The 21,133-nt window shown below is 59.4% G+C and carries 19 protein-coding genes; 7 read left to right on the top strand and 12 right to left on the bottom strand.

Features of this window, described 5'->3' with window-relative positions:
* The first annotated feature begins 3 nt into the window (after positions 1-3).
* The 6 genes from FB593_RS06500 (at position 4) to FB593_RS06525 (ending at position 7,491) form a co-directional block, all read left to right on the top strand.
* A complete protein-coding gene (locus FB593_RS06500; protein WP_038489865.1) occupies positions 4-1,290 on the top strand; it encodes an NAD(P)/FAD-dependent oxidoreductase in 1,287 nt (428 codons plus the stop codon).
* Between the two features lie 26 nt (positions 1,291-1,316).
* On the top strand, positions 1,317-1,667 hold the full coding sequence (locus FB593_RS06505; protein ID WP_038489862.1) for a hypothetical protein: 351 nt from the start codon (positions 1,317-1,319) through the stop codon (positions 1,665-1,667).
* 137 nt (positions 1,668-1,804) lie between these two features.
* Positions 1,805-3,280 (top strand): glucose-6-phosphate dehydrogenase, encoded by a 1,476-nt coding sequence (zwf, locus tag FB593_RS06510; RefSeq protein ID WP_038489859.1) that lies wholly within the window; start codon positions 1,805-1,807, stop codon positions 3,278-3,280.
* A 10-nt stretch (positions 3,281-3,290) separates the two neighbouring features.
* On the top strand, positions 3,291-3,989 hold the full coding sequence (pgl, locus tag FB593_RS06515) for a 6-phosphogluconolactonase (protein WP_019564290.1): 699 nt from the start codon (positions 3,291-3,293) through the stop codon (positions 3,987-3,989).
* A gap of 123 nt (positions 3,990-4,112) precedes the next feature.
* Positions 4,113-5,933, top strand: coding sequence for a phosphogluconate dehydratase (edd, locus tag FB593_RS06520; RefSeq protein ID WP_003515140.1), 1,821 nt, complete (start codon positions 4,113-4,115; stop codon positions 5,931-5,933).
* Positions 5,934-6,126: 193 nt separating this feature from the next.
* On the top strand, positions 6,127-7,491 hold the full coding sequence (locus FB593_RS06525) for a metallophosphoesterase (protein ID WP_145166400.1): 1,365 nt from the start codon (positions 6,127-6,129) through the stop codon (positions 7,489-7,491).
* A gap of 21 nt (positions 7,492-7,512) precedes the next feature.
* On the opposite strand, the gene FB593_RS06530 is transcribed toward FB593_RS06525, so the two are convergent.
* The 6 genes from FB593_RS06530 to FB593_RS06555 form a co-directional block, all read right to left on the bottom strand.
* Complete coding sequence (locus FB593_RS06530; protein ID WP_034501827.1) at positions 7,513-7,869, bottom strand: hypothetical protein; 357 nt, start codon at positions 7,867-7,869, stop codon at positions 7,513-7,515.
* Between the two features lie 254 nt (positions 7,870-8,123).
* Positions 8,124-9,212 carry an ABC transporter ATP-binding protein gene (locus FB593_RS06535; RefSeq protein WP_003515137.1) on the bottom strand — a complete coding sequence of 363 codons (1,089 nt, stop codon included), beginning with the start codon at positions 9,210-9,212 and terminating at the stop codon, positions 8,124-8,126.
* Positions 9,213-9,233: 21 nt separating this feature from the next.
* The gene (locus FB593_RS06540; RefSeq protein ID WP_019564293.1) at positions 9,234-10,889 is read right to left on the bottom strand and encodes an alpha-glucosidase family protein; all 1,656 of its coding nucleotides are present in this window, start codon (positions 10,887-10,889) and stop codon (positions 9,234-9,236) included.
* 36 nt (positions 10,890-10,925) lie between these two features.
* Entirely contained in the window at positions 10,926-12,086 is a 1,161-nt protein-coding gene (locus FB593_RS06545; RefSeq protein ID WP_003515133.1) for a carbohydrate ABC transporter permease, read from the bottom strand.
* Between the two features lies 1 nt (position 12,087).
* Complete coding sequence (locus FB593_RS06550; protein ID WP_003515131.1) at positions 12,088-13,101, bottom strand: carbohydrate ABC transporter permease; 1,014 nt, start codon at positions 13,099-13,101, stop codon at positions 12,088-12,090.
* Positions 13,102-13,207: 106 nt separating this feature from the next.
* Positions 13,208-14,569, bottom strand: coding sequence for an ABC transporter substrate-binding protein (locus tag FB593_RS06555; RefSeq protein ID WP_038489846.1), 1,362 nt, complete (start codon positions 14,567-14,569; stop codon positions 13,208-13,210).
* Positions 14,570-14,844: 275 nt separating this feature from the next.
* Between FB593_RS06555 and FB593_RS06560 the strand changes: the two genes are divergently transcribed.
* On the top strand, positions 14,845-15,870 hold the full coding sequence (locus tag FB593_RS06560) for a LacI family DNA-binding transcriptional regulator (RefSeq protein WP_013635488.1): 1,026 nt from the start codon (positions 14,845-14,847) through the stop codon (positions 15,868-15,870).
* A gap of 9 nt (positions 15,871-15,879) precedes the next feature.
* Here FB593_RS06560 and folD read toward each other — a convergent pair whose 3' ends face one another.
* The 6 genes from folD to FB593_RS06590 all read right to left on the bottom strand — a co-directional run bounded on the left by folD (position 15,880) and on the right by FB593_RS06590 (position 21,089).
* A complete protein-coding gene (gene folD / locus FB593_RS06565) occupies positions 15,880-16,779 on the bottom strand; it encodes a bifunctional methylenetetrahydrofolate dehydrogenase/methenyltetrahydrofolate cyclohydrolase FolD (RefSeq protein ID WP_013635487.1) in 900 nt (299 codons plus the stop codon).
* Positions 16,780-16,856: 77 nt separating this feature from the next.
* On the bottom strand, positions 16,857-18,632 hold the full coding sequence (locus FB593_RS06570; RefSeq protein WP_145166401.1) for a hypothetical protein: 1,776 nt from the start codon (positions 18,630-18,632) through the stop codon (positions 16,857-16,859).
* Between the two features lie 113 nt (positions 18,633-18,745).
* On the bottom strand, positions 18,746-19,420 hold the full coding sequence (locus tag FB593_RS06575) for a WecB/TagA/CpsF family glycosyltransferase (RefSeq protein WP_013635485.1): 675 nt from the start codon (positions 19,418-19,420) through the stop codon (positions 18,746-18,748).
* A 177-nt stretch (positions 19,421-19,597) separates the two neighbouring features.
* On the bottom strand, positions 19,598-20,134 hold the full coding sequence (locus FB593_RS06580) for a hypothetical protein (protein ID WP_003515123.1): 537 nt from the start codon (positions 20,132-20,134) through the stop codon (positions 19,598-19,600).
* Complete coding sequence (locus FB593_RS06585) at positions 20,134-20,502, bottom strand: hypothetical protein (protein WP_003515122.1); 369 nt, start codon at positions 20,500-20,502, stop codon at positions 20,134-20,136. The genes FB593_RS06580 and FB593_RS06585 overlap by 1 nt, the downstream gene beginning before the upstream one ends.
* Positions 20,503-20,531: 29 nt before the next feature.
* Entirely contained in the window at positions 20,532-21,089 is a 558-nt protein-coding gene (locus FB593_RS06590; RefSeq protein WP_003515121.1) for a rod-binding protein, read from the bottom strand.
* Positions 21,090-21,133 lie beyond the last annotated feature (44 nt).

Here is a 21,133-nt window from a genome sequence, read left to right on the forward strand (position 1 = left end):
AGCATGACGTGGCAAAGCCCGATAGCGCCGGGGATTTCCTGGTATCAGGCAAGCGCCCAGGAGCGGCCGCAATATCCGGCGCTCGACGGGTCGAAAGCAGTGGACGTCGCGGTCGTCGGCGGTGGCTATACCGGGCTTCAGGCCGCCTTTAATCTTGCCGCCAACGGTGTCTCCGTCGCCTTGATCGAGGCGCATCGTTTCGGCGACGGCGCATCCGGCCGCAACGGCGGGCAATTTGGCACCGGGCAGCGCTCGTTTCCCGACGAGATGGAAGACGAGATCGGCTTCGAGCAGTCCAAGGTACTGTTCGATATCGCCGAGGATGCCAAGCACTACGTCCTCAACTTCGCCCGCGATCACGGCATCGACATGGAGTATCTGCCGGGGCAGCTCTATGTGGCGCACAAGGCTGCTTACGAAGACGATTACCGCAAAAGCGTCGATGCGATGAACAATCGCTACGGCTATCCGCATATTTCCTACATGGAGCGGGCGGACGCACGCAGACGTGTCGGCTCCAGCCATTATTTCGGCGGCACACGCGATACCGGCACCGGCCATATCCATCCGCTGAAGCTGCTGGTCGGGCTTGCGAAAGCCGCAAAAGAGGCGGGCGCCGGCATCCATGAAATGACGCCCGCCAAATCCATACGCCAGGCGGGCGGCAAGACCATCATCGAAACGCCCTCCGGCACGCTGACCGCAACGCGGGTGCTGATTGCGACCAATGCCTATATCGGCAATCTGGAACCGGTGACGGCGGCCCATATCATGCCCATCCGCTCCTTCATCGGCGCGACCGCGCCGCTTGACGCTTATCCCGACATTATTCCCGGCAAGGAAGCCGTGGCCGATTCCCGTTTCGTGGTGCGCTATTTCCGCAAGACGGTCGACAACCGGCTGCTGTTCGGCGGGCGCGAGGCCTATACGGCCGATACGCCGCGCGACATTTCCAGCCATATTCGCCGGCAGATCGCGGAAATCTATCCCGAACTCGGAAATGTCGAGATCACCCATTCCTGGGGCGGCTCCGTCGGCATCACCCTGCCAAGGCGGGTGTTCGTGCGGGAAGTCATGCCAGGGGTCACCTCCATCGGCGGTTATTCCGGACACGGGGTGATGCTGTCGAACTATTGCGGCAAGCTCTATGCCGATCTCGTTCTCGGCAGACAGGATATGCTGGCGGCTTTCGCGCGGTTGAAGGTTCCTTCGTTCCCCGGCGGCGCATCGCTGCGGGCACCGCTGCTTTTCCTGGCGCTCTCATGGTACGCGTTGCGAGACAGGTTTTAGGAAATCCGCCCACCTCTGGAGATCTTATGGAAAGACCTAGCGACAGGCTTGTAGCGATTGCGACCGGTTACGGGATGGCGGAAACCGCCGTGACGTGTTCGTTTCTGCGCGCCTATGGCATCCACACCACCGTGCCCTCGGCCCATATCGTTTCCGTGAACTGGCATTTGACGGTCGCTTTCGGAGGCATGGAAATCCAGGTGCCGGAGTGGCAGCGGCATGAGGCAAGACTGCTGCTGGACAGTATAGATGCCTCGCACAAGGTCGATGAGCCATCACCGCGATCATGGATGGGGAAAATCGCAGCAATCGTCGTTTTTTTCTTTTTTTCCGTTCCGCCGCCGGCCAAAGGCTTGTTCAAGAACCCTGCTTTCTAGCCGGCATCACTCAATGACAATCGCTACGGGTTTTCGACCCGTGAAACCAAAATTCATAATTTCACATAACTGAGACTGGCATTTTTAAATCGATTAGATTATGGATGCCCCAACCCTTGAAGATCGAGAGTATCGATATGAGCAGTCAGATCATTCCTGTTGAAGCTTTTGATTGTGTCGTTTTCGGCGGCACAGGCGATTTGGCAGAGCGCAAGCTTTTGCCGGCCCTTTATCACCGTCAGGTCGAAGGCCAGTTCACGGAGCCGACCCGCATCATCGGCGCGTCGCGTTCGGTCATGAGCCATGAGGAATATCGCAAATTCGCGCAGGACGCGCTGAAGGAGCATCTGAAGGCGGGCGAATATGATGATGCGCAGGTTGCGCTGTTCCTCAACCGGCTTTTCTACGTTCCCGTCGACGCAAAATCCGGCAACGGATGGGACGTGTTGAAGAAGCTGCTCGATGAGGGCAAGGAGCGCATACGCGCCTTCTATCTCGCTGTTGCGCCCGGCATTTTCGGCGATATCGCCGACAAGATCCGCGAACACAAGCTTATCACGCGCTCGACCCGCATCGTCGTCGAAAAGCCGATCGGCCGCGACCTTGCCTCGGCGCAGGAACTCAACGACACCATCGGCCACGTCTTCAAAGAAGAACAGATCTTCCGCATCGACCACTATCTCGGCAAGGAGACGGTGCAGAACCTGATGGCACTGCGTTTTGCCAACGCGCTTTACGAGCCGCTTTGGAATTCCGCCCATATAGACCACGTGCAGATCACGGTCGCAGAAGCTGTCGGCCTTGAGGGTCGCGCCGGATATTACGATACGGCCGGTGCGTTGCGCGACATGGTGCAGAACCACATTTTGCAATTGCTTTGCCTCGTTGCCATGGAGCCGCCCGCTTCCATGAACGCGGAAGCCGTGCGTGACGAAAAGCTCAAGGTTCTGCGCTCGCTGAAGCCGATCAACACCACCAATGTCGAAAAGCTGACGGTTCGCGGCCAGTACCGCGCCGGCGCTTCCGCAGGCGGCCCGGTGAAAGGTTATCTGGAGGAGCTGGAGGGCGGCGTTTCCAACACGGAAACCTTCGTCGCCATCAAGGCCGAAATCGCCAACTGGCGCTGGGCCGGCGTTCCTTTCTACATTCGCACGGGAAAACGCCTTGCGACCCGCGTTTCGGAAATCGTCGTCACGTTCAAGCAGATCCCGCATTCGATCTTCGACGATGCGGCCGGCAAGATCGAAGCCAACAAGCTGGTCATTCGCCTCCAACCGGACGAAGGCGTCAAGCAGTCGCTGCTCATCAAGGATCCCGGCCCGGGCGGCATGCGTCTGCGTCAGGTCTCGCTGGACATGAGCTTTGCCGAAGCCTTCAATGTGCGCAGCCCCGATGCCTATGAGCGGCTTTTGATGGATACCATCCGCTCCAACCAGACACTGTTCATGCGCCGCGACGAAGTGGAAGCGGCATGGGACTGGGTCGATCCGATCCTCAAGAGCTGGGAAGAACTGGGACAGGGCGTACAGGGTTATACTGCCGGAACCTGGGGTCCGAGCGGCTCGATCGCACTGATCGAGCGCGACGGCCGCACCTGGCACGACGCTGACTGAGGGCGCGGGTATGAGCGAAACAATCCATGTCTTCGACACAGCCGCTGAACTGGCGAAAACCTTGGCGGCGGATGTTGCCGCGCGTCTCGACGCGGCAACGAAAGAATACGGAACGGCAAGCATTGCCGTTTCGGGCGGTTCAACGCCCAAGCTGTTCTTCCAGGCGCTTTCCCATCATGATCTCGACTGGAGCAACATCAGCGTGACGCTGGTTGACGAACGGTTCGTGCCGCCAGAAAGCGAGCGCTCGAACCACCGGCTGGTCAGCGAGAACCTGTTGCAGGACAAGGCGAAGGCGGCCTATTTCGTGCCGCTGTTCCAGCCCGCGGCCTCGCCTGAGGATGCAGCGACGCTTGCGACCGTCAAGACCGAGGCGATCTGCGATCCTTTCGATGTCGTCGTGCTGGGCATGGGAACGGATGGGCATACGGCATCGTTCTTTCCCGGTGGCGACAATCTCTACGAAGCGCTCGACCTTGACGAACCGCGCGGCGTTTTGACCATGGCGGCGGAAACCGCGGGGGAAGAACGGTTGACGTTCAACTTCTCCAGCCTTCACGATGCAGGTTTTCTGGTGCTCCACATCGAAGGTGCAGCAAAAAAGGCGACGCTTGAAAAAGCACAGTCGGGCGAGGATGAGGACGAAATGCCGATCCGCGCCGTGCTGAACCGGGCAGAAACCGCCCTGGATATTTACTGGGCGCCATAACTGGATGCGATTGCCGCGCAAGCGGCCCCGCGACAGCGCCCGACGACACAAGACGAAAACACGATAACCGGTCCTTCATCTCCCGGAACGCCGGTTCTCGACCAACGAACAGGATGAACGCTCATGTCCGCCGATTCCCGCATTCAGGCCATTACCGCCCGCATCGTCGAACGCTCCAAGCCTTACCGCGAGACCTATCTAGAGCGGCTGCGGCTGCAGGTTTCGAAGGGCGTTCATCGCTCCACTCTCTCCTGCGGTAACCTCGCGCATGGATTTGCTGTCTGTTCCCCCGCCGACAAGGACCTCCTTGCCGGCGACCGGGTTGGTAATCTCGGCATCATCACCGCCTATAACGACATGCTGTCGGCGCACCAACCCTACGAGACCTTTCCGGCAATCATCCGCGAGGCCGCAGCGCAAGCCGGCGGCGTGGCGCAGGTCGCGGGTGCCGTGCCTGCCATGTGCGACGGCGTAACCCAGGGCCAGCCGGGCATGGAGCTCTCGCTATTCTCCCGTGATGCCATCGCCATGGCTGCCGGCATCGGCCTGTCGCATAACATGTTCGACGCCGCCGTCTATCTCGGTGTCTGCGACAAGATCGTTCCCGGCCTCGTCATCGCAGCGCTTTCCTTCGGTCACCTGCCCTCCATCTTCATCCCCGCCGGGCCTATGACCACCGGCCTGCCGAACGACGAGAAATCCCGCATTCGCCAGCTTTATGCAGAGGGCAAGGTTGGGCGCGCCGAGCTGCTGGAGGCGGAGTCCAAATCCTATCATGGTCCCGGCACCTGCACTTTCTACGGCACGGCAAATTCCAACCAGATGCTGATGGAGATCATGGGTTTCCACATGCCCGGCTCTTCCTTCATCAATCCCGGCACGCCGCTGCGCGACGCGCTGACACGCGAGGCCGCCAAGCGGGCGCTCGCCATCACCGCGCAGGGCAACGAATTCACGCCTGCGGGCGAAATGATCGATGAGCGCTCGATCGTCAACGGCGTCGTTGGCCTGCACGCGACGGGCGGCTCGACCAACCACACCATGCATCTGATCGCCATGGCGCGCGCAGCCGGCATCATCCTCACCTGGCAGGATATTTCCGACCTGTCGGATACCGTGCCGCTGCTTGCCCGCGTTTATCCCAACGGTCTTGCGGATGTGAACCATTTCCACGCCGCAGGCGGCATGGGCTTCCTCATCAAGCAGCTTTTGAAACAGGGCTTCGTGCATGACGATGTCCGCACCGTCTTCGGACAGGGGCTCGAAGCCTACACCGTGGATGCAAAGCTTGACGAAAACGGCGCGGTGACCCGCGAGCCTTCTCCCGAGCAGAGCCACGACCCGAAGGTTCTCGCCAGCATTGAAACGCCGTTCCAGCCGACCGGCGGTCTGAAAATGCTGACCGGCAATCTCGGCAAATCGGTCATCAAGATCTCCGCCGTCAAGCCCGAACGCCATATCATCGAGGCGCCCGCGATCGTCTTTAACGACCAACAGGAGCTTCAGGATGCCTTCAAGGACGGCAAGCTCAACCGCGATTTCATCGCTGTCGTCCGCTTCCAGGGTCCGAAGGCCAACGGCATGCCGGAACTGCACCGCCTGACACCGCCACTTGGCGTGCTGCAGGATCGCGGCTTCAAGGTGGCGCTGGTGACGGACGGACGCATGTCCGGCGCTTCCGGCAAGGTGCCGGCCGCCATCCATGTCACGCCGGAAGCTTCCGAATGCGGCCCGATCTCGCTCATCCGCGATGGCGACATCATCCGTCTCGACGCCATTTCCGGAACGCTTGAAGTGCTTGTTCCAGCCGCAGAGCTGGCAAAGCGCGAACCGGCGCGCGCCGACCTTTCCGCCAACGAATGGGGCATGGGCCGCGAACTTTTCGCCCCGTTCCGCCGTAATGTCGGCCCTGCCGACCAGGGCGCCAGCGTTCTGTTCCATTGATCGCCCGGAGGCGAAGGCCGGATTCGGCCTCGCCTCCGCACCCTCTTGGCATGACCTGCACAACCCGCGCTGAAACCGCTTTATTTCCCGTCTCTTAAACGCCAAACTTGTCATGCGGCTGTGATGATCGCCCTATAGGGGCTTCTCAGCCAGCCGCGGGACGATCACGCATTTCAAGATGATGGGGCCAGACATGACGATTTTCTCAAGCAAACGCCGTGACGTGCTGAAGCTTATGGCTGGCACCGCCATACTGCCGTTGATGGTGGTGGCAACGCCGGCGGAGGCGCAGGATGTGGCCCTGCGTGCAATCGTGATTTCCGACCTGCATTCGGCCTATGAGCGCATCGGGCAGCTCCTAGCAGCCATAGAAATGCGCATCGCAGCTGACAAGGCACCCCACATTATTCTTCTGAACGGCGACCTGTTCGAAACCGGCAATGCGGTGGCGACACGGTCGTCCGGCGAAATCGAGTGGACGTTCCTCTCGGCGCTCGCCAGGCTCGCGCCCACCGTCATCAATATCGGCAACCATGAACCGGATATCGATAACGACCTCGCCAATTTCGTCCGTCGTGCCCGCGCGCTCGGCATCACCGTGCTGTCCAACATCATCGACAAGCGCAGCGGCGCACCCTATGCACCGGCCAGTGCGGAGGTAAGTATGGGCGGACGGCCGGTCGTCGTTGCGGGCCTTGCCACCAACGCGATCAATACCTATCCGAAGGCGACGCGTGAGATGCTGGATATTCCACAGCCTGTGGAATGGGCCAAGGCGAATCTGCCGGCAATCGTCAAGCCGGAGGCCATCAACATCGTTCTCAGCCACGCCGGTGTTGTTGCCGACCGCGATATCCTGCAATTGCTGCCTGATGGCACCCTGCTGGTCGGCGGCCACGATCACCTGAACTTCGTGCATGAACAGGGTGCGACGCGCTATGTACACACGGGTTCATGGTGCACCTCCATGGCCATTGCGACGATCGAAGCTGCTGGCAAGGCGCCGACGATCGAGACCGTCGCCATCGACAGCGACGCCCCCTCCTCCCCGGCGCTCAAAGGCCTGATCGAACAGACGCTCGACAAACATCTGACGGCAGAAGAGAAGGCGGTTGTCGGCAAAACGGAAAAGGCGATGACAGTTGACGAGGCCGGACGCCGTGTGGCGCAACTGATCGCCGCAAAAACCGGCGCGGATGTCGGCTTCATCGGCCACACCTCCTTCGGCGCTGGTTTGCCAAGGGGTGATATCCGCCGCTACGATTTCAACGCCTCGCTGCGTTTCGACGGCAAGCTGATGGTGACGGAAGTGGATGGCGAAACGCTTGCGCAAATCCTCAAGCGCTGCAATCAGGACGGCGACATTCCGCTTGCTGACCGCACCGGCGATTATCTTTACGCCATGCCGGAAAAACCGGTCGCAAGAGAGCGCTACAAACTGGTCTGCAACGACTGGTCCGCCACCAACCAGAAATCCTATTTCGGCCGCAGCGATCTTGCCTTTGCGGAAGTGCCGGATGTGAAGCTGAAGCAGACGGTTCTGGGTGGGCTTTCCTGAAGCCGGAGATTCTCCAGCTCCTTAGAAAGACCGGATATCGAGCTTCCGGTCCTTGTGCGCCGGATGTGTGCTGAACACGAAAATGCGGTCGAGTTCCTTTTGCGTCAACATGCGCAGAAAACGGACGTGGATGGTGTTGTTGGCGTTGACGCGCAACATAACGCAGCCGATCTTGGTGATGCGGGCGTCGGGAATATCCAGATAGAACTGGTTCGGAAGATTGTATTTCGTCAGCAGTGCCAGCACGGCCTCGGTCTGGGAAATGCGAATGACGTCGCAACGGCGAGCGGCCATATGCATGACGGCCTTCTCGGTATATTCGATGCGCGCCGCATTCATGGTGTCTTCCATGCGAAACCGGCCTTCGCGGTCGTACATGAAGGATTCTTCCTTGGTCAGGTAACTGTTCTTGATAACACCCGCACTGCTCTGCACGCCCTGACCTCCATGCTCTTTCAACGTCTCCAAGATTAAAACGTAGTCTTTAACAATTCATATCAGCGTCACCTTAAACAGACCGAAGACGGAACATTTTTGGCATTTTTCCACAGCGGTAAAATATCATGAAAAAACCCCGGAACGGGACGTTCCGGGGCATGTTTCCTGAAGCTCACCGGCCATTGTCTCCGCAACTATCTGCGGTAGTTCTTGCCCTCGGCATCAAAGAGATGGAGCTTTGCCTGCGGTGCCGCAAAACGCAGGGTCTGACCCTTGGCGACGGATACGATGCCCGGTACCTTGACGATGATCGGCTCCTGCCCCTTGGGCGCTTCGAGATAAAGCAGGGTCACTTCACCGAGAGCCTCGACAATCGCGACTTTTCCCTCGAAAAGATAATCGTCGCCGGTGACGATGCTCAAATCCTCCGGCCGGACACCGAAGCTCGCGGCCTTGCCCTGCTCGGTTGCAGGCGTGGGAACGACGATGTTCAGCGTCTTGCCTCCGGCAAGTTCGATCGAAGTCCGCTCTCCGGTTACGGCAATTTTTGCCGCAATGATGTTCATGGCGGGCGAGCCGATGAACCGCGCCACGAAGAGGTTGGCGGGGTTTTCATAAAGTTCCAGCGGCGGGCCGACCTGTTCCACACGACCCGCATTCAAAACGACGATACGGTCGGCCAGCGTCATCGCCTCCACCTGATCGTGGGTGACGTAGATCATCGTCGTGTCTGCCATCTGCTCATTGAGCTTGGCGATCTCGATGCGGGTTGCCACGCGCAGCGCGGCATCGAGGTTCGACAGGGGTTCGTCGAACAGGAACACCTTGGGATTGCGGCAAATGGCACGGCCGATGGCGACGCGCTGGCGCTGGCCGCCCGAAAGAGCCTTGGGCAAGCGCTCCAGATATTGCGTCAGCTGCAGGATTTCGGCAGCGGCGCGGACGCGGCGGTCGATCTCCTGCTTGTTTTCCTTGGCGATCTTCATGCCGAAGGCCATGTTGTCGTAAACAGTCATATGCGGATAAAGCGCATAGGACTGGAACACCATGGCAATGCCCCGACGCGAGGGCGGGATTTCATTGACCAGCTGGCCGTCGATAAACATCTCACCGCCGGTGATTTCCTCCAGACCCGCAATCATGCGCAGCAACGTCGATTTCCCGCAGCCGGACGGCCCGACGAAAACGATGAATTCGCCCTGTTCGATCTCCAGATCGATGCCGTGCAGGACTTTTACCTGCCCGTATGATTTGCGGATATCCTTGAGAACGAGACTTGTCATGGGTTGTTCCTCCCTGCTCTATCAGGCGTAACGGGCGAAGAAAGCGCCCCATGCCGGAAGTTCTACGCTTCTGCCGTCCACACCGTTTGCAAAGCCGTGGCCTTCGAGAACCTCCCAGTTCCCTTCCGGCAGCGTCGCCTTTGCCGGTGTCGCGGACAGATTGAAGAGGCACAGAACGGTTTCGTTGCCGAGCGTGCGGGTGTAGCTCAGCACGTCGCCCTCCACTGGCTGGAATTCGATGCCGCCCTTGGCAAAAGCGGGATGCTTTTTGCGGAAGGAAAGGAAGCGGCGGTAGTGCTCCAGCACGGATGCCTCATTGCCCTGCTGGGCGCTGACGGCACGCTGCTTGTGTTCGGCCGGAATGGGCAGCCAGGTCTTGTCCGAGGTCGAGAAGCCGGCCTGCGCATGGCCCGCATCCCACACCATCGGTGTGCGGCAACCGTCGCGGCCCTTAAATTCCGGCCAGAACTGAATGCCGTAGGGGTCCTGCAAATCCTCAAAAGCAATATCGGCTTCAGTAAGGCCCAGCTCTTCACCCTCATAGATGCAGACGGAGCCGCGCTGCGTCATCAACAACGCCGAGAGCACCTTGGCGAAAGCATCCTTATCCTCGACATGCTCGCCCCAGCGGCTGACATGGCGAACGACATCGTGGTTGGAGAAAGCCCAGCAGGCCCAGCCTTCCGGTGCGGCCCTGGCAAAATCCGCCTGCACATCGGCAACACGCTGCGGCGTGAGCGCATCCGGCGCCAGGAATTCGAAGGCGTAACACATCTGCATCTTGTCGTCGCCGGAGGTGTATTCACCGACGATTTCGAGTCCGCGCTGGCTGTCGCCCACTTCGCCAACGGCGGCGATATCCGGAAACTCGTCCAGCACGGCGCGGAAGCGTTTCAGGAAGGCGATGTTTTCGGGGCGGTTCTTGTCGTAGAGATGTTCCTGGAAATTGTAGGGATTGACCGCAGGTGCCGTGGAGGCGTTGCGGCGCTCCGGCGCCAGCGCCGGGTTGTCGCGCAATTCCAGATCATGGAAATAGAAGTTGATGGTATCGAGGCGGAAACCATCGACGCCGCGCTTCAGCCAGAAGCGGGTGATATTGAGCAGTTCTTCCTGCACTTCCGGATTATGCAGGTTGAGATCCGGCTGCGAGGTCAGGAAGTTGTGCATATAATATTGCATGCGGGTGGGGTCCCACTGCCAGCCGGAGCCGCCGAAGATCGACAGCCAGTTGTTGGGCGGCGTGCCATCCGGCTTGCTGTCCGACCAGACATACCACTCCGATTTCGGATTGTTGCGGCTGGCGCGGCTTTCCACGAACCACGGATGCTGGTCAGACGTGTGCGACATGACGAGGTCGATCATGACGCGGATACCCAGACGGTGCGCTTCCGCGATCAACCCGTCGAAATCGGCAAGCGTGCCGAACATCGGATCGACATCGACATAATTCGAGACGTCGTAACCGAAATCCTTCATTGGCGAGGTGAAGAAGGGCGAAATCCAGATGGCGTCGGCACCGAGACCGGCAATATGCGCCAACCGGTCGGTGATGCCCTTGAGATCGCCGATGCCGTCGCCATTGGAGTCCTGATAGGAGCGCGGGTAGATCTGATAGATCACGGCGCCGCGCCACCAATCCTTGTTGGGCGTCAAAGCGGAAGTCACCGGAGCGGTCATAGTCTCATCCTGTCTGGTATGGGCGTTCATGGATAATCAGCCTCCCTTGACGGAGCCTGAGAGCAGGCCACGCACGAGATAACGTTGAAGGGCAAAGAAGACGCCGAGCGGCACGACAATGGTAACGAAGGCCGAGGCGGTGAGGATTTCCCAGTTGCCGCCGCGCGAACCGAGCAGCGCGTTCAAAGCACCGGTCAGCACCAGCTCATCCTTCTGCGTGCCGAGGAAGACCATGGCGACGAGCAGGTCGTTCCAGGTCCACAGGAACTGGAAGATGGCGAAGGAGGCGAGCGCCGGGAAGGACAGCGGCAGGATGATCTTGACGAAGATTTCGAAATCGCTCGCGCCGTCGACACGCGCACTTTCGATGATCTCTTTCGGCAGGCCGGAAATGTAGTTGCGCAACAGGTAGATGGCGAGCGGCAGACCGAAGGCGGTGTGCGCCAGCCAGATACCGGCATAGGTCTTGGACGGAACGCCGAAGATATTGCCGATTTCGTTGTAGAGTTTCAGGAGCGGTATCAGCGACATCTGCAACGGTACGACGATCAGGCCCACCACCATCGCAATCAGAAAATTGCGGCCGGAAAAGCTCATCCATGACAGCGCATAGGCGGCAAAGGCGGCGATGAGGATCGGAATGACGGTTGCCGGCACGGCGACTGTCAGCGAGTTGACGAAGGACTGGCCGATGCCTTCGGAGGTCAGGACGGTTCGATAATTGTCGAGTGTGAAGACCGGCGGTGTCGCGACGGAAATATAGACGCGCTTGCCGCGAGAGCCCTCGAAGCTTGAGGCCTTGCTGTATTCATAGGTGCCATCGGTGTTGACGAGCAGCGTTTCCCCGTCGCCGATATCTGCCGCTTCACCGGCTTTGAAGGCCGTCGGCTCCTGCACGCGAACGCCGAAGGCTGCAACCTTGCCCCCCTGTCCGCTTTCAAAAACATTACCTGATATGACGTAGCGGTTCCCGTCCTGCTTCTGCACGGCAGCGTCGGCAAGGCGAACCGCCGCGGTCTGCTCGGAACTGGAAAAGGCCGTCCACCAGCCCGACACGGTGATCTGGTCCTTGTCGCGCAGGGAACTTACGAGAATACCGAGTGTGGGCAGAAGCCAGAGAAGCACGACGACCAGCACGCTGGCATGGACGATGAGGCGCGGCAGGCCGACGCGGCGCAGACGTTTTACGATATCCATCTCAGCGGCCCTCCATCTCGCGGTTCGCCTGGCGAATGTTCCAGACCATGATCGGGGTGACGGCCGCCATGATGACGAGCGCTATGACCGCACTTCGGCCACTGTCACCGCCGCCGCGGAACATCCAGTCGAACATGAGATTGGCGAGAACCATGGTGTTCCACTGACCGTTGGTCATGGTCAGCACGATGTCGAAAACCTTGAGAACGAGAATGGTGATGGTTGTCCAGACGACGGCGATGGTGCCCCAGATTTGCGGGACCATGATCTTCCAGAAGATCTGCCAGCCATTGGCGCCATCGATGACGGCCGCTTCGATTGTCTCTTCCGGAATGCCGCGCAGCGCTGCCGACAGGATGACCATGGCAAAGCCGGTCTGAATCCAGATGAGGATGACCATCAGGAAAAAGTTGTTCCAGAAGGGCATGGAAATCCATACCTCCGGGCTGCCGCCGAAAAACTCGACGACGGCGTTGAGGAGGCCGATCTGCACCTGACCTTCGGCGCGATACTCGTAAATGAATTTCCAGATGACGGAGGCACCGACGAAGGAGATCGCCATCGGCATGAAGACGATGGATTTGGCGATGTTGCCCCACCAGATGCGGTCGGTCATGACGGCAATAACGAGGCCGAAGAAGGTGCAGGCGGCCGGCACCACGGCCAGCCAGAGGATGTTGTTGAAGATCGATTGCCTGAAGCCGGCATCGAAAAATGCCCAGCGATAATTGGCAAGACCTACGAATTCGGCGCCGGTCCGGTCATAGAACGAGAGGATGAGCGTCGCGATGACGGGATAGACCAGATAGACGAGAAGAAGGAGAAGAGCGGGGCCGATGAACAGCCAGGGCCTGACCGACGCGCGGCGGTTGAGGTTGCGGGATGCCTGCAACACGTCTCCCGAGCGGACGGGAAAGATTACCTGCAACAGTTTGTCGGATAGCCAATAATAGGCAGCGCAGGCAAAAACGCCGGCCACCATGACGCCGATGGCAGAAACGAGTTGTTGAGCCATGTTCCCTCCCTTGATCCTCTCCGCGCCGCGCTGATTTTATGCGGTCGACGGCCGTTCCGTTGGCAAAGGCCCGGCGGCATCACCGCCGGGCCAAGCTCTTTTGAGGTTACTTCAGGCCGTCCCAGGCCTTCTGGATATCGGCAGCGACCTGATCGGCCGACTTGCCGCCGACGAAATCGATCATGCCGGTCCAGAATGCACCCGCGCCGATCTTGCCCGGCATCAGGTCGGAACCGTCAAAGCCGAAGGTGGTCGCGGAGGTGAGGATTTCACCCTGGCGCTTCATCTGCTCATTGGCATAGGTATCGACATTCACACCCTTATACGGCGTCAGGAAGCTGGACTGTGCCATCCAGACTTCATGGGCGATCGGGGTTTTCAGGAAGTCGACGAAAGCCTTGGCGGCGGGCGCTTCCTTGGTGATGGTGACGAGCGTGCCGGCGCCCAGAACCGGCTTGCCGAGTTCAGGCTTTGCGGCATAGGTCGGCATATAGAAGAAATCCACATCCGTTCCGACCTTGGTACCATCAGGGAAGAAGGACGGCACGAAGGACGCTTGATGGTGGAGGTAGCACTTCGGCGGAATGTCGAAGAGACCCTTCGGGCTGTCGCGGAAGTCGGTGGAGGCCACAGCCGCAACGCCGCCGCTGACATATTTTTCGTTCTTGGCGAATTTGCCGAATTCATTGATTGCCGCAACGACGGCCGGATCGGTGAACTTCACCTCGTTCGTCGTCCATTTCTGATAGACGTCGAGTGGCTGCGTGCGCAGCATCAGGTCTTCCACCCAGTCCGTTGCCGGCCAGCCGGTCGCACCGCCGGAACCGAGGCCGATGCACCAGGGTGTGCCGCCATCGGCAACGATCTGGTCCGTCAGCTTGAACAGGTCTTCCATGCTCTCGGGCACTTTATAGCCCGCTTCCTCGAAGTTCTCAGGCACGTACCAGACGAGCGACTTCACGTCGGCCTTGAAGGGAAATGCAAAGTAAGCCTTGTTGCCGTCCTTGCCCTTGTAGCTGCCGAGATCAACCCAGGACTGGCCAGCGCCGTAATTGTCCTTAACCCAGCTTGCGGTCTCATCGCCGAGCGGAACCAGAAAACCCTTGGCGGCGAGATCGGCCAGAAGACCGGGCTGCGGCAGGATGGCGATGTTGGGCGGAGAACCCGCCTGCGTGTCGATGACGATCTGCTGTTCGTAGTTTTCCGAGGAGGAATAGCGGACGTTCACGCCGGTCGCGTCGGAGAAATAGGCCAGCACCGTCTGGAACAGCGCCTCGTCCTCACCGCGCCAGGGCCCGAAAATCGTCAGCGTCTGACCTTTCAGATCGGCATGGGCCGCCTTGAAGTCTTCGTAGCTTTTCCAGTTGAACTTGGCATCCTGACCGGGCGCGAATTTCAGATCGGCGGCAAAGGCCGAACCCGACAGCAGCACTATAGAAGCCGCCGTCGCCAAAAAGGTCTTCTGCATGTGATTTACCTCCCATCACATAAAAGGCTCAAAGCATCTCCCATAAATCAAAGCGCTTTGGCTGCCTATTCATCTCATTGTCATTGAGAAGGAGTCAAGAGGCTGTTTCGCTGGACATGCCGCATTGTCGTATGAATAGTCATACTTACTTGGAAAGGCGGCTATCGTTTTCGATTGAGAAAACCGGCAGGGACTGGTAAAAAACTAAAGCGCTTTGGGAGTTAGAGGAGAGGCTTTTGCCATTTCCGATGCGCGCGCATGGAGGAAAAACAGACATGAACCTGAAACAGTTGTCGCAACTGCTGGGGATTTCTCAGACAACCGTCAGCAGAGCGCTCAACGGATATCCCGAGGTGAGCGCAGAGACGCGCCGCCGCGTCATGGAAGCCGCCGAAAAGACCGGATATCGCCCGAATGCCGCGGCGCAACGGTTGGCGACCGGCAAGGTCGGCTCCATTGGACTGGTCATGCCGGTTGGCGAGCACCACCGCTCGGATGTGCATTTCGGCGAATTCCTGAGCGGTCTAGGCGAAGAAGCGGCTCGCAGCGGATTTCACCTCGTCATCACGCCCACGGAGCCGGAAAAGGAACGGGAAGCCCTGCGGGGGCTGGCGGCGAGCGGCAGCGTCGATGGCATCTACCTCGCCTATATGAAGAAGAACGACGCCCGCATCGCCATGATGCAATCGCTTTCCCTGCCCTTCCTCGTCCATGGCCGCTCCATCGGCGTGGAAGAGGATTATCCCTTTCTCGACGTGGACAATGAGGCCGCATTTCGCGATGCGACCCAGCTGCTGCTTCAGCTTGGCCACAAGCGGATCGGGCTTCTTAACGGGCCGGAGGGTTACGACTTCACCTTCCGCCGCTGTCTCGGGGTGGAAAAGGCGCTGACGGCAAATGGGCTGACATTGCGCCCGGAACACACAAGACACAGCAGCATGACCGATGAGGAGGGTTATCTCGGCATGGAAGCGCTGTTGTCACAGCCGGAACGACCAACCGCCATTGTATGCGCGAGTACCGCATTGGCACTCGGCGTGATCCGCTCGCTCAACCAGCGCGGCTTGAAACCGGGCAAGGATATTTCGCTGATTGCCCATGACGATGTGTTGCCGCTGTTGAAGCCCGACAATTTCTCGGTGCCGCTCACCACCACCCGCTCATCCTTGCGGGCGGCGGGGGTGCGTGTCGGGCAGCGCCTGATCAACCGGATCAAGCTTAACCAGACCGAACCTCATCAGGAACTCTGGAAGGCGGAACTTGTCGTCCGCGCCTCCACAGGACCGGCTCCGAAAGAGTAACTACCGATTTCAGAACTTCGGTGCGGTCTTTCCAAGCGCGCGATAGGCGGCGATGACGGTGTTGGCCATCAGCATGGCAATCGTCATCGGGCCTACGCCGCCCGGAACGGGGGTGATGGCAGCAGCGACTGCGCTTGCCTCATCATAGGCGACGTCACCGACCAGCTTCGATTTGCCTTCACCCTTTTCCGGAGCGGGAATGCGGTTGATGCCGACATCGATGACGGTCGCGCCGGGCTTTACCCAATCGCCCTTCACCATTGCCGCGCGACCCACCGCCGCCACGAGAATATCGGCCGTCTTGCAGACGGTGGCGAGATCCTTGGTGCGCGAATGCGCCATCGTCACCGTGGCGTTGGCATTCAGGAGAAGCTGGCCCATCGGCTTGCCGAAGAGGTTGGAGCGGCCGATGACCACGGCGTTCAGGCCGGAAAGATCTTCGCCGTGAATGCTGCGCACCAGAAGCATGGCGCCGGCTGGCGTGCAGGAGATGAGGCCGGTTGCGAGATCGCCGGTCGCCAGCTTGCCGGCGTTCAGCACGCTCAGGCCATCCACATCCTTCTCGGGCAGGATCGACTGGATGATCTCATCGGCATTGAAGTGTTTCGGCAAAGGAAGCTGTACCAGAATGCCGTGGATGGAGGGATCGGCGTTCAGTTCGCCGACCAACTTCAGAAGCTGATCTTGAGTTGTTTCTTCCGGCAGCGTGTGCTGAACGGAATTGAAGCCGCATTGCTTGGCTGTCTTGCTTTTGGAATTCACGTAAGCGTGGCTGGCCGGATCGTTGCCGACGATGACAACCGCGAGACCGGGCTTCACACCCTGTTCCGCCTCAAGCGTTTCTGCCGATTTGCGGACCGCCTCCGTTACCGAAGCCGCCTTTGCCTTTCCGTCAATCACAACTGCCATGCGTCCTGCTCCTGCTGGATTACGTTGGCCCCGTATGGTGCCGACTTTGCAGGAATGCAAGCAAAAATGCAGCTTCGTCAGGCAGTTTTGCGGTAGTCGTCGCGATGCTCGGCGTAATCGGCGAGGCGCTCCCTCAAGAGCGCCAACTCGCGTCTCAATTCCGCCAATTCCTCGGCCTCGGCCTGCTCGTGATCGAAATGCCCGGCAAGGGCTTCACTGAGCAAGGTCGGCAGCTCCGGTGTCGTCTGGGGGGTATTCCTGACGGTGCGGTTGCCCATCAGAACCTGCCGCACACGCTCGTCCAGCGGAATGTCATCGGTATCGAATCCGCTATCGTTCGCCGCCCCGGCGTAATAGTCCGCGAACTCAGCCTCCGGCTCGAATTCGCTATCCGCGGCCAGTTCTTCCAGATCATGGAACACATCCGGCTCGATCGGCTCGAACTCGGGAAACTGCCCCGATTGCTCAGGCGCTTTTTCGGAGGGCAGAACATGCGCATCATCAAGGACGAGTGCCTCCTCCTCGTCATGGCGACTGTAGCTCAGAAGATACAGGCTGCCCAACAGGCCAAGCAACGCGCCACCGCCTGCCAGCATAGCGGCTTGTGTGAGGTCGCGCGACAATTCGCCCGGTCCGGCCTTCCTGGTGAGGCGGGTCTCAACGGCGGTTGTGGTGGATGAGGACATGTCGCGACGCTCGCTCGCCTCAAGATAGGCGTTTCGCGCCGTTTCCAGTTCACCCTGCAATCTGGAGAATTCACCGGGCGTGACACCAAGGCTGCTCAGGCGGTCGAGATGTTTCGTTCGTTCGGCGTTCGCGGTTGCAACTTCCTGTGCGACGCGCTTGTCATCGGCGCGCAAGCCATCGACCAGCTGACGCAATGCGGGAGCGACAAGCGCCTGCACGGCGTCTACGGCATTCTGGGCGGCGATGCGGCGGGGATGTTTCGGGCCGTAATCGACCGAGACGCCTGAAAGCGCCATGCTGGCACTTGCATGTCTTTGCCTGATGTCCTCAAGCACAGAGAAAGCAGCGCCTGACGGCAGGGGCTTTGACAATACGTCATTCGGCTTGAGGCCGGTGGCCACCGCCAGATCCGTCTGAAGCGACTGCTGCTGCTGGGTCGTCCCCGCAAGGCTGTCATTGAGGTCGCGCAATTGCTGCTCGAGTTGCTGCACTTCCGCCAGGACGGTCTCGCCGTGGCGCATCTGGAAACCGTTCAAGGCGGCTTCCGCCTCGTCCAACCGGGTGCGCGCCCGCTCCGTCTCGCGCATGGCGGGCGTCATGGTGCCGGCCTTGCCATCCGCCATGACACGCATCGAAAGATAATCCGTAAGCCGCATCGCGGTTTCCGGCGTCGCTGCCTTCGAGGTTACGATCAGCGTGTTTTCATCCGGCGTCAGTTCCAGACGTATCGCCTCGCCCACAGCACCGTTCAATGCTTCACGCGGGGAAAGCGAACGGGTATCCGCCCCGGTCAAAAGGTCGAAAAGCAGGCCAAGTTCGCCCTGATTGCGAACGCCGACCATGTCGGCGGGCTTCAATTTGAGGTCGCCCGTTATACGGTCCAGACCGGAAGGAGAAAGCAGGGTGCGGCGGGCCATGGCAAGAAAGCGTGCCGCATCGGGTGCGTCGTAGCCGGTCTGGGTAACCTCGACATGCGCCTGCGAAACATATCCGCGAAAACCGGAATCGATGAGCAGCAGCGGAAGTGCAGCCCCCACAACGGTGGCGGCGGCTACGCAACCGGCTGTCAGAAGCCGCAGACAATGTTTGCGAAATTGCGACGCAGGCACGGCAACACCATCCTCATCAGGGCGCGTCGCCATCATATCGGGACTGTGATCAACCATCTGAAGCCGTCTGCCACGCTCGGCGCCGCCCGCAACAGGCGGCTTTCAAAACCTTACGGGAGGTTAAAGGATCGTGGCAAACAAATGGTTAACGCGGGCCTTGCCGACCCGCCTCAGCCCTTGCCGAGCGCGATGTGCCAGGGCTCGGCGCAAAGGCTGTAAAGCCAGCTCATATGCAGCTTGCGAAAGATTTCGGGCATGCCAGCCACTTCGGACGCCAGCACCTTGAACAGGGGACCGACCGCGATGACGAGACGCGCATCATCGCGATTGATGCTGCGATGCAGCCATTTCTCCTGGTTTTCCGCAAGCATGCCCGCCAGCACGACATCCACCTTCACGCCCGAAGTATCCCGGTTCAGCATCACGAAATCATGCCAGGGCGCATGTGCGCGCAGCTTGGCGAGGACCTCTCCGACCTGTGCTGCATCATCCCCCGCAACGCCGATACGTTTCGGCACCGCCATATAGGTCAGAAGTGCCATGACGAAGGCAACGCCATCGATGGTCTCGGGCAGAGGCTTGCCGTGTTCGGCGCGTGCGGCGGCATTCATCCCCCTGCCCTGCGGCAGAAGCAGACAGCTTTCCAGAATCTGCCTGTAAGCAATGTCCTTGAGGGACAGCCTGGCATTCTGGATGGTAAGAAACGAGAGCATCGTGTGGCCATCACAAGCCGAAGCCTGGCCGCTGACCATTTCCAGCGCCGCGTTCCAGTCCAGATCACAGACGCGCAGTCCGTGAATATTCCGTTGCGATCCCGTCCGCGCAAAATCTGCCGCGAAATTCATGCCAGCCCCCGAATGCCAAATCCACCGCCGCCAATCCGGCGCATGGTTTGCGGGACGGCAGCTCATGGGTCTGTTTATACAGGTACTGGTTGAATTTACCCTGAAGGCAACCGATCGAATATTTCGGAAAATAGAAAGGGGCGATTAACCAGACCGGTGGCCTGCACCGCGCCGCCGTTAGTGGCTTGGGGCCGCTTCTTTTCCGGTGTCGACTTTCTCGCCTTCGACAAGCTTGACCGAACGGGGCGAGCCGTTGCCCTTTTGCTCGCGAATATCGGCCTTAGACAGATAATCGAGCTGCTCGATCAGTACGTCCCCGACCACCTCGTCTCCAAGTTTCTTGTTCAGCCCCTCTCGGATGCGCTGCTTGAAGACATCAGGGTCGAAGGTGGAGATATTGGCGATGTTGACCATGGAAGAACCCGCAAGAAGCGTGAAGAGTTCGTCGGTCATCAATTGCGTTGCGGGCAGTTCGATCTTCGCCATCTTGTCCTTGTCGACACGCAAGGAAATGCGGCTGAGGAAATAACCGTTCACACCACCGTCATTGATGACGGGGATGGTGATGCTTTCGCCTTTGACCAGTTGCAGACTTGCCTTTTTCGCCCCCGCCTCATCTCCCGACGAGGGGGCCGTCGCCATCTGGACGGAGAAATACACCGCGCCGAGCGTGACGGCGCAAACCCAGACGCCGGTGAGAAGAAGCTTCAACATCAGGAGGCTGCGCCGTACATGAACTGTTCCTGGGAATAGGTGCCGTCCGTATCGGCTTCCTGGATCGCGGTCTTGAGAAGATCCGCAACAGCGCGAACCGCATTCAGATGCGCCTCCACGCGGCTGGCATTGGTCGCGAGCTTGGACTTGATGCCCTGCACCTGATCGAGATGTCCGGCGGCGATTTCCTCATGGGGGGTATCGCGGAACAACATCGTCAACTCATAGAGGCAACGGCTTTTATGGGCATTGGAGACTTTGAAATCGAACTGGGGGTCCTTACCGATATTGTCATTCTCATTGTCGATGATCATTTCAAGACGGCCGAGAACGGATTTGATGCGGTGGTCGTTCGACATAAGGTCCATGCTTGTCTCCTCGTTATGATTTATCATGCTCAAGCCTCGTCCGTTTTATCATTGGAAACGCCGAGGACCTGCCTTTCGAACTCCGCCACCATCCGAATTGCAGCATTATGGTCTTTGTCATTCATGGATACGTCGGTAATGCCTTTGCTCTCGGCTTTCCGCAACGCATCCTTGTAGGCCTGTTCTGCAATGCCAACGCCGCCATTTCTGGAAATCGTGTCGGCAAACTGTTCCGCCATCATGCTTTTCCAGATCTCGCCGGCGTTGCCCTTGCCGTAGACCTCCTCGCTGTCTTTCGGCAGCATGTTGGCAACGAAGGTCTGAAGCACGGAAGCCTCATACTTGCGATATGTTTCCGGAACTTCGGTACGGGCAGAGCGGATGTTGGTATTGCCGAGACCTGCCTTCGAGGTGGCGCTGTCAAGCATATCAATGGCAGCGCCAAAGCCCTTGCCCGAATCGGCAAGGCTCGTCGCAGCGAAAGCCGCCTTGTTCGCCTTCAATTTTTCCTGGGCGACCTGCACTTCCTGAGGGTCCGCAGCGCGAACCACATCCATCACCAGATCGCTTATAACCGATATCGCCACGTCCAGAACTCCCGAGCTGACGAACGGGCGGCATTAAAACCGGG

The sequence above is a fragment of the Rhizobium sp. SJZ105 genome, assembly GCF_007828365.1.
Taxonomy (GTDB): domain Bacteria; phylum Pseudomonadota; class Alphaproteobacteria; order Rhizobiales; family Rhizobiaceae; genus Agrobacterium; species Agrobacterium tumefaciens.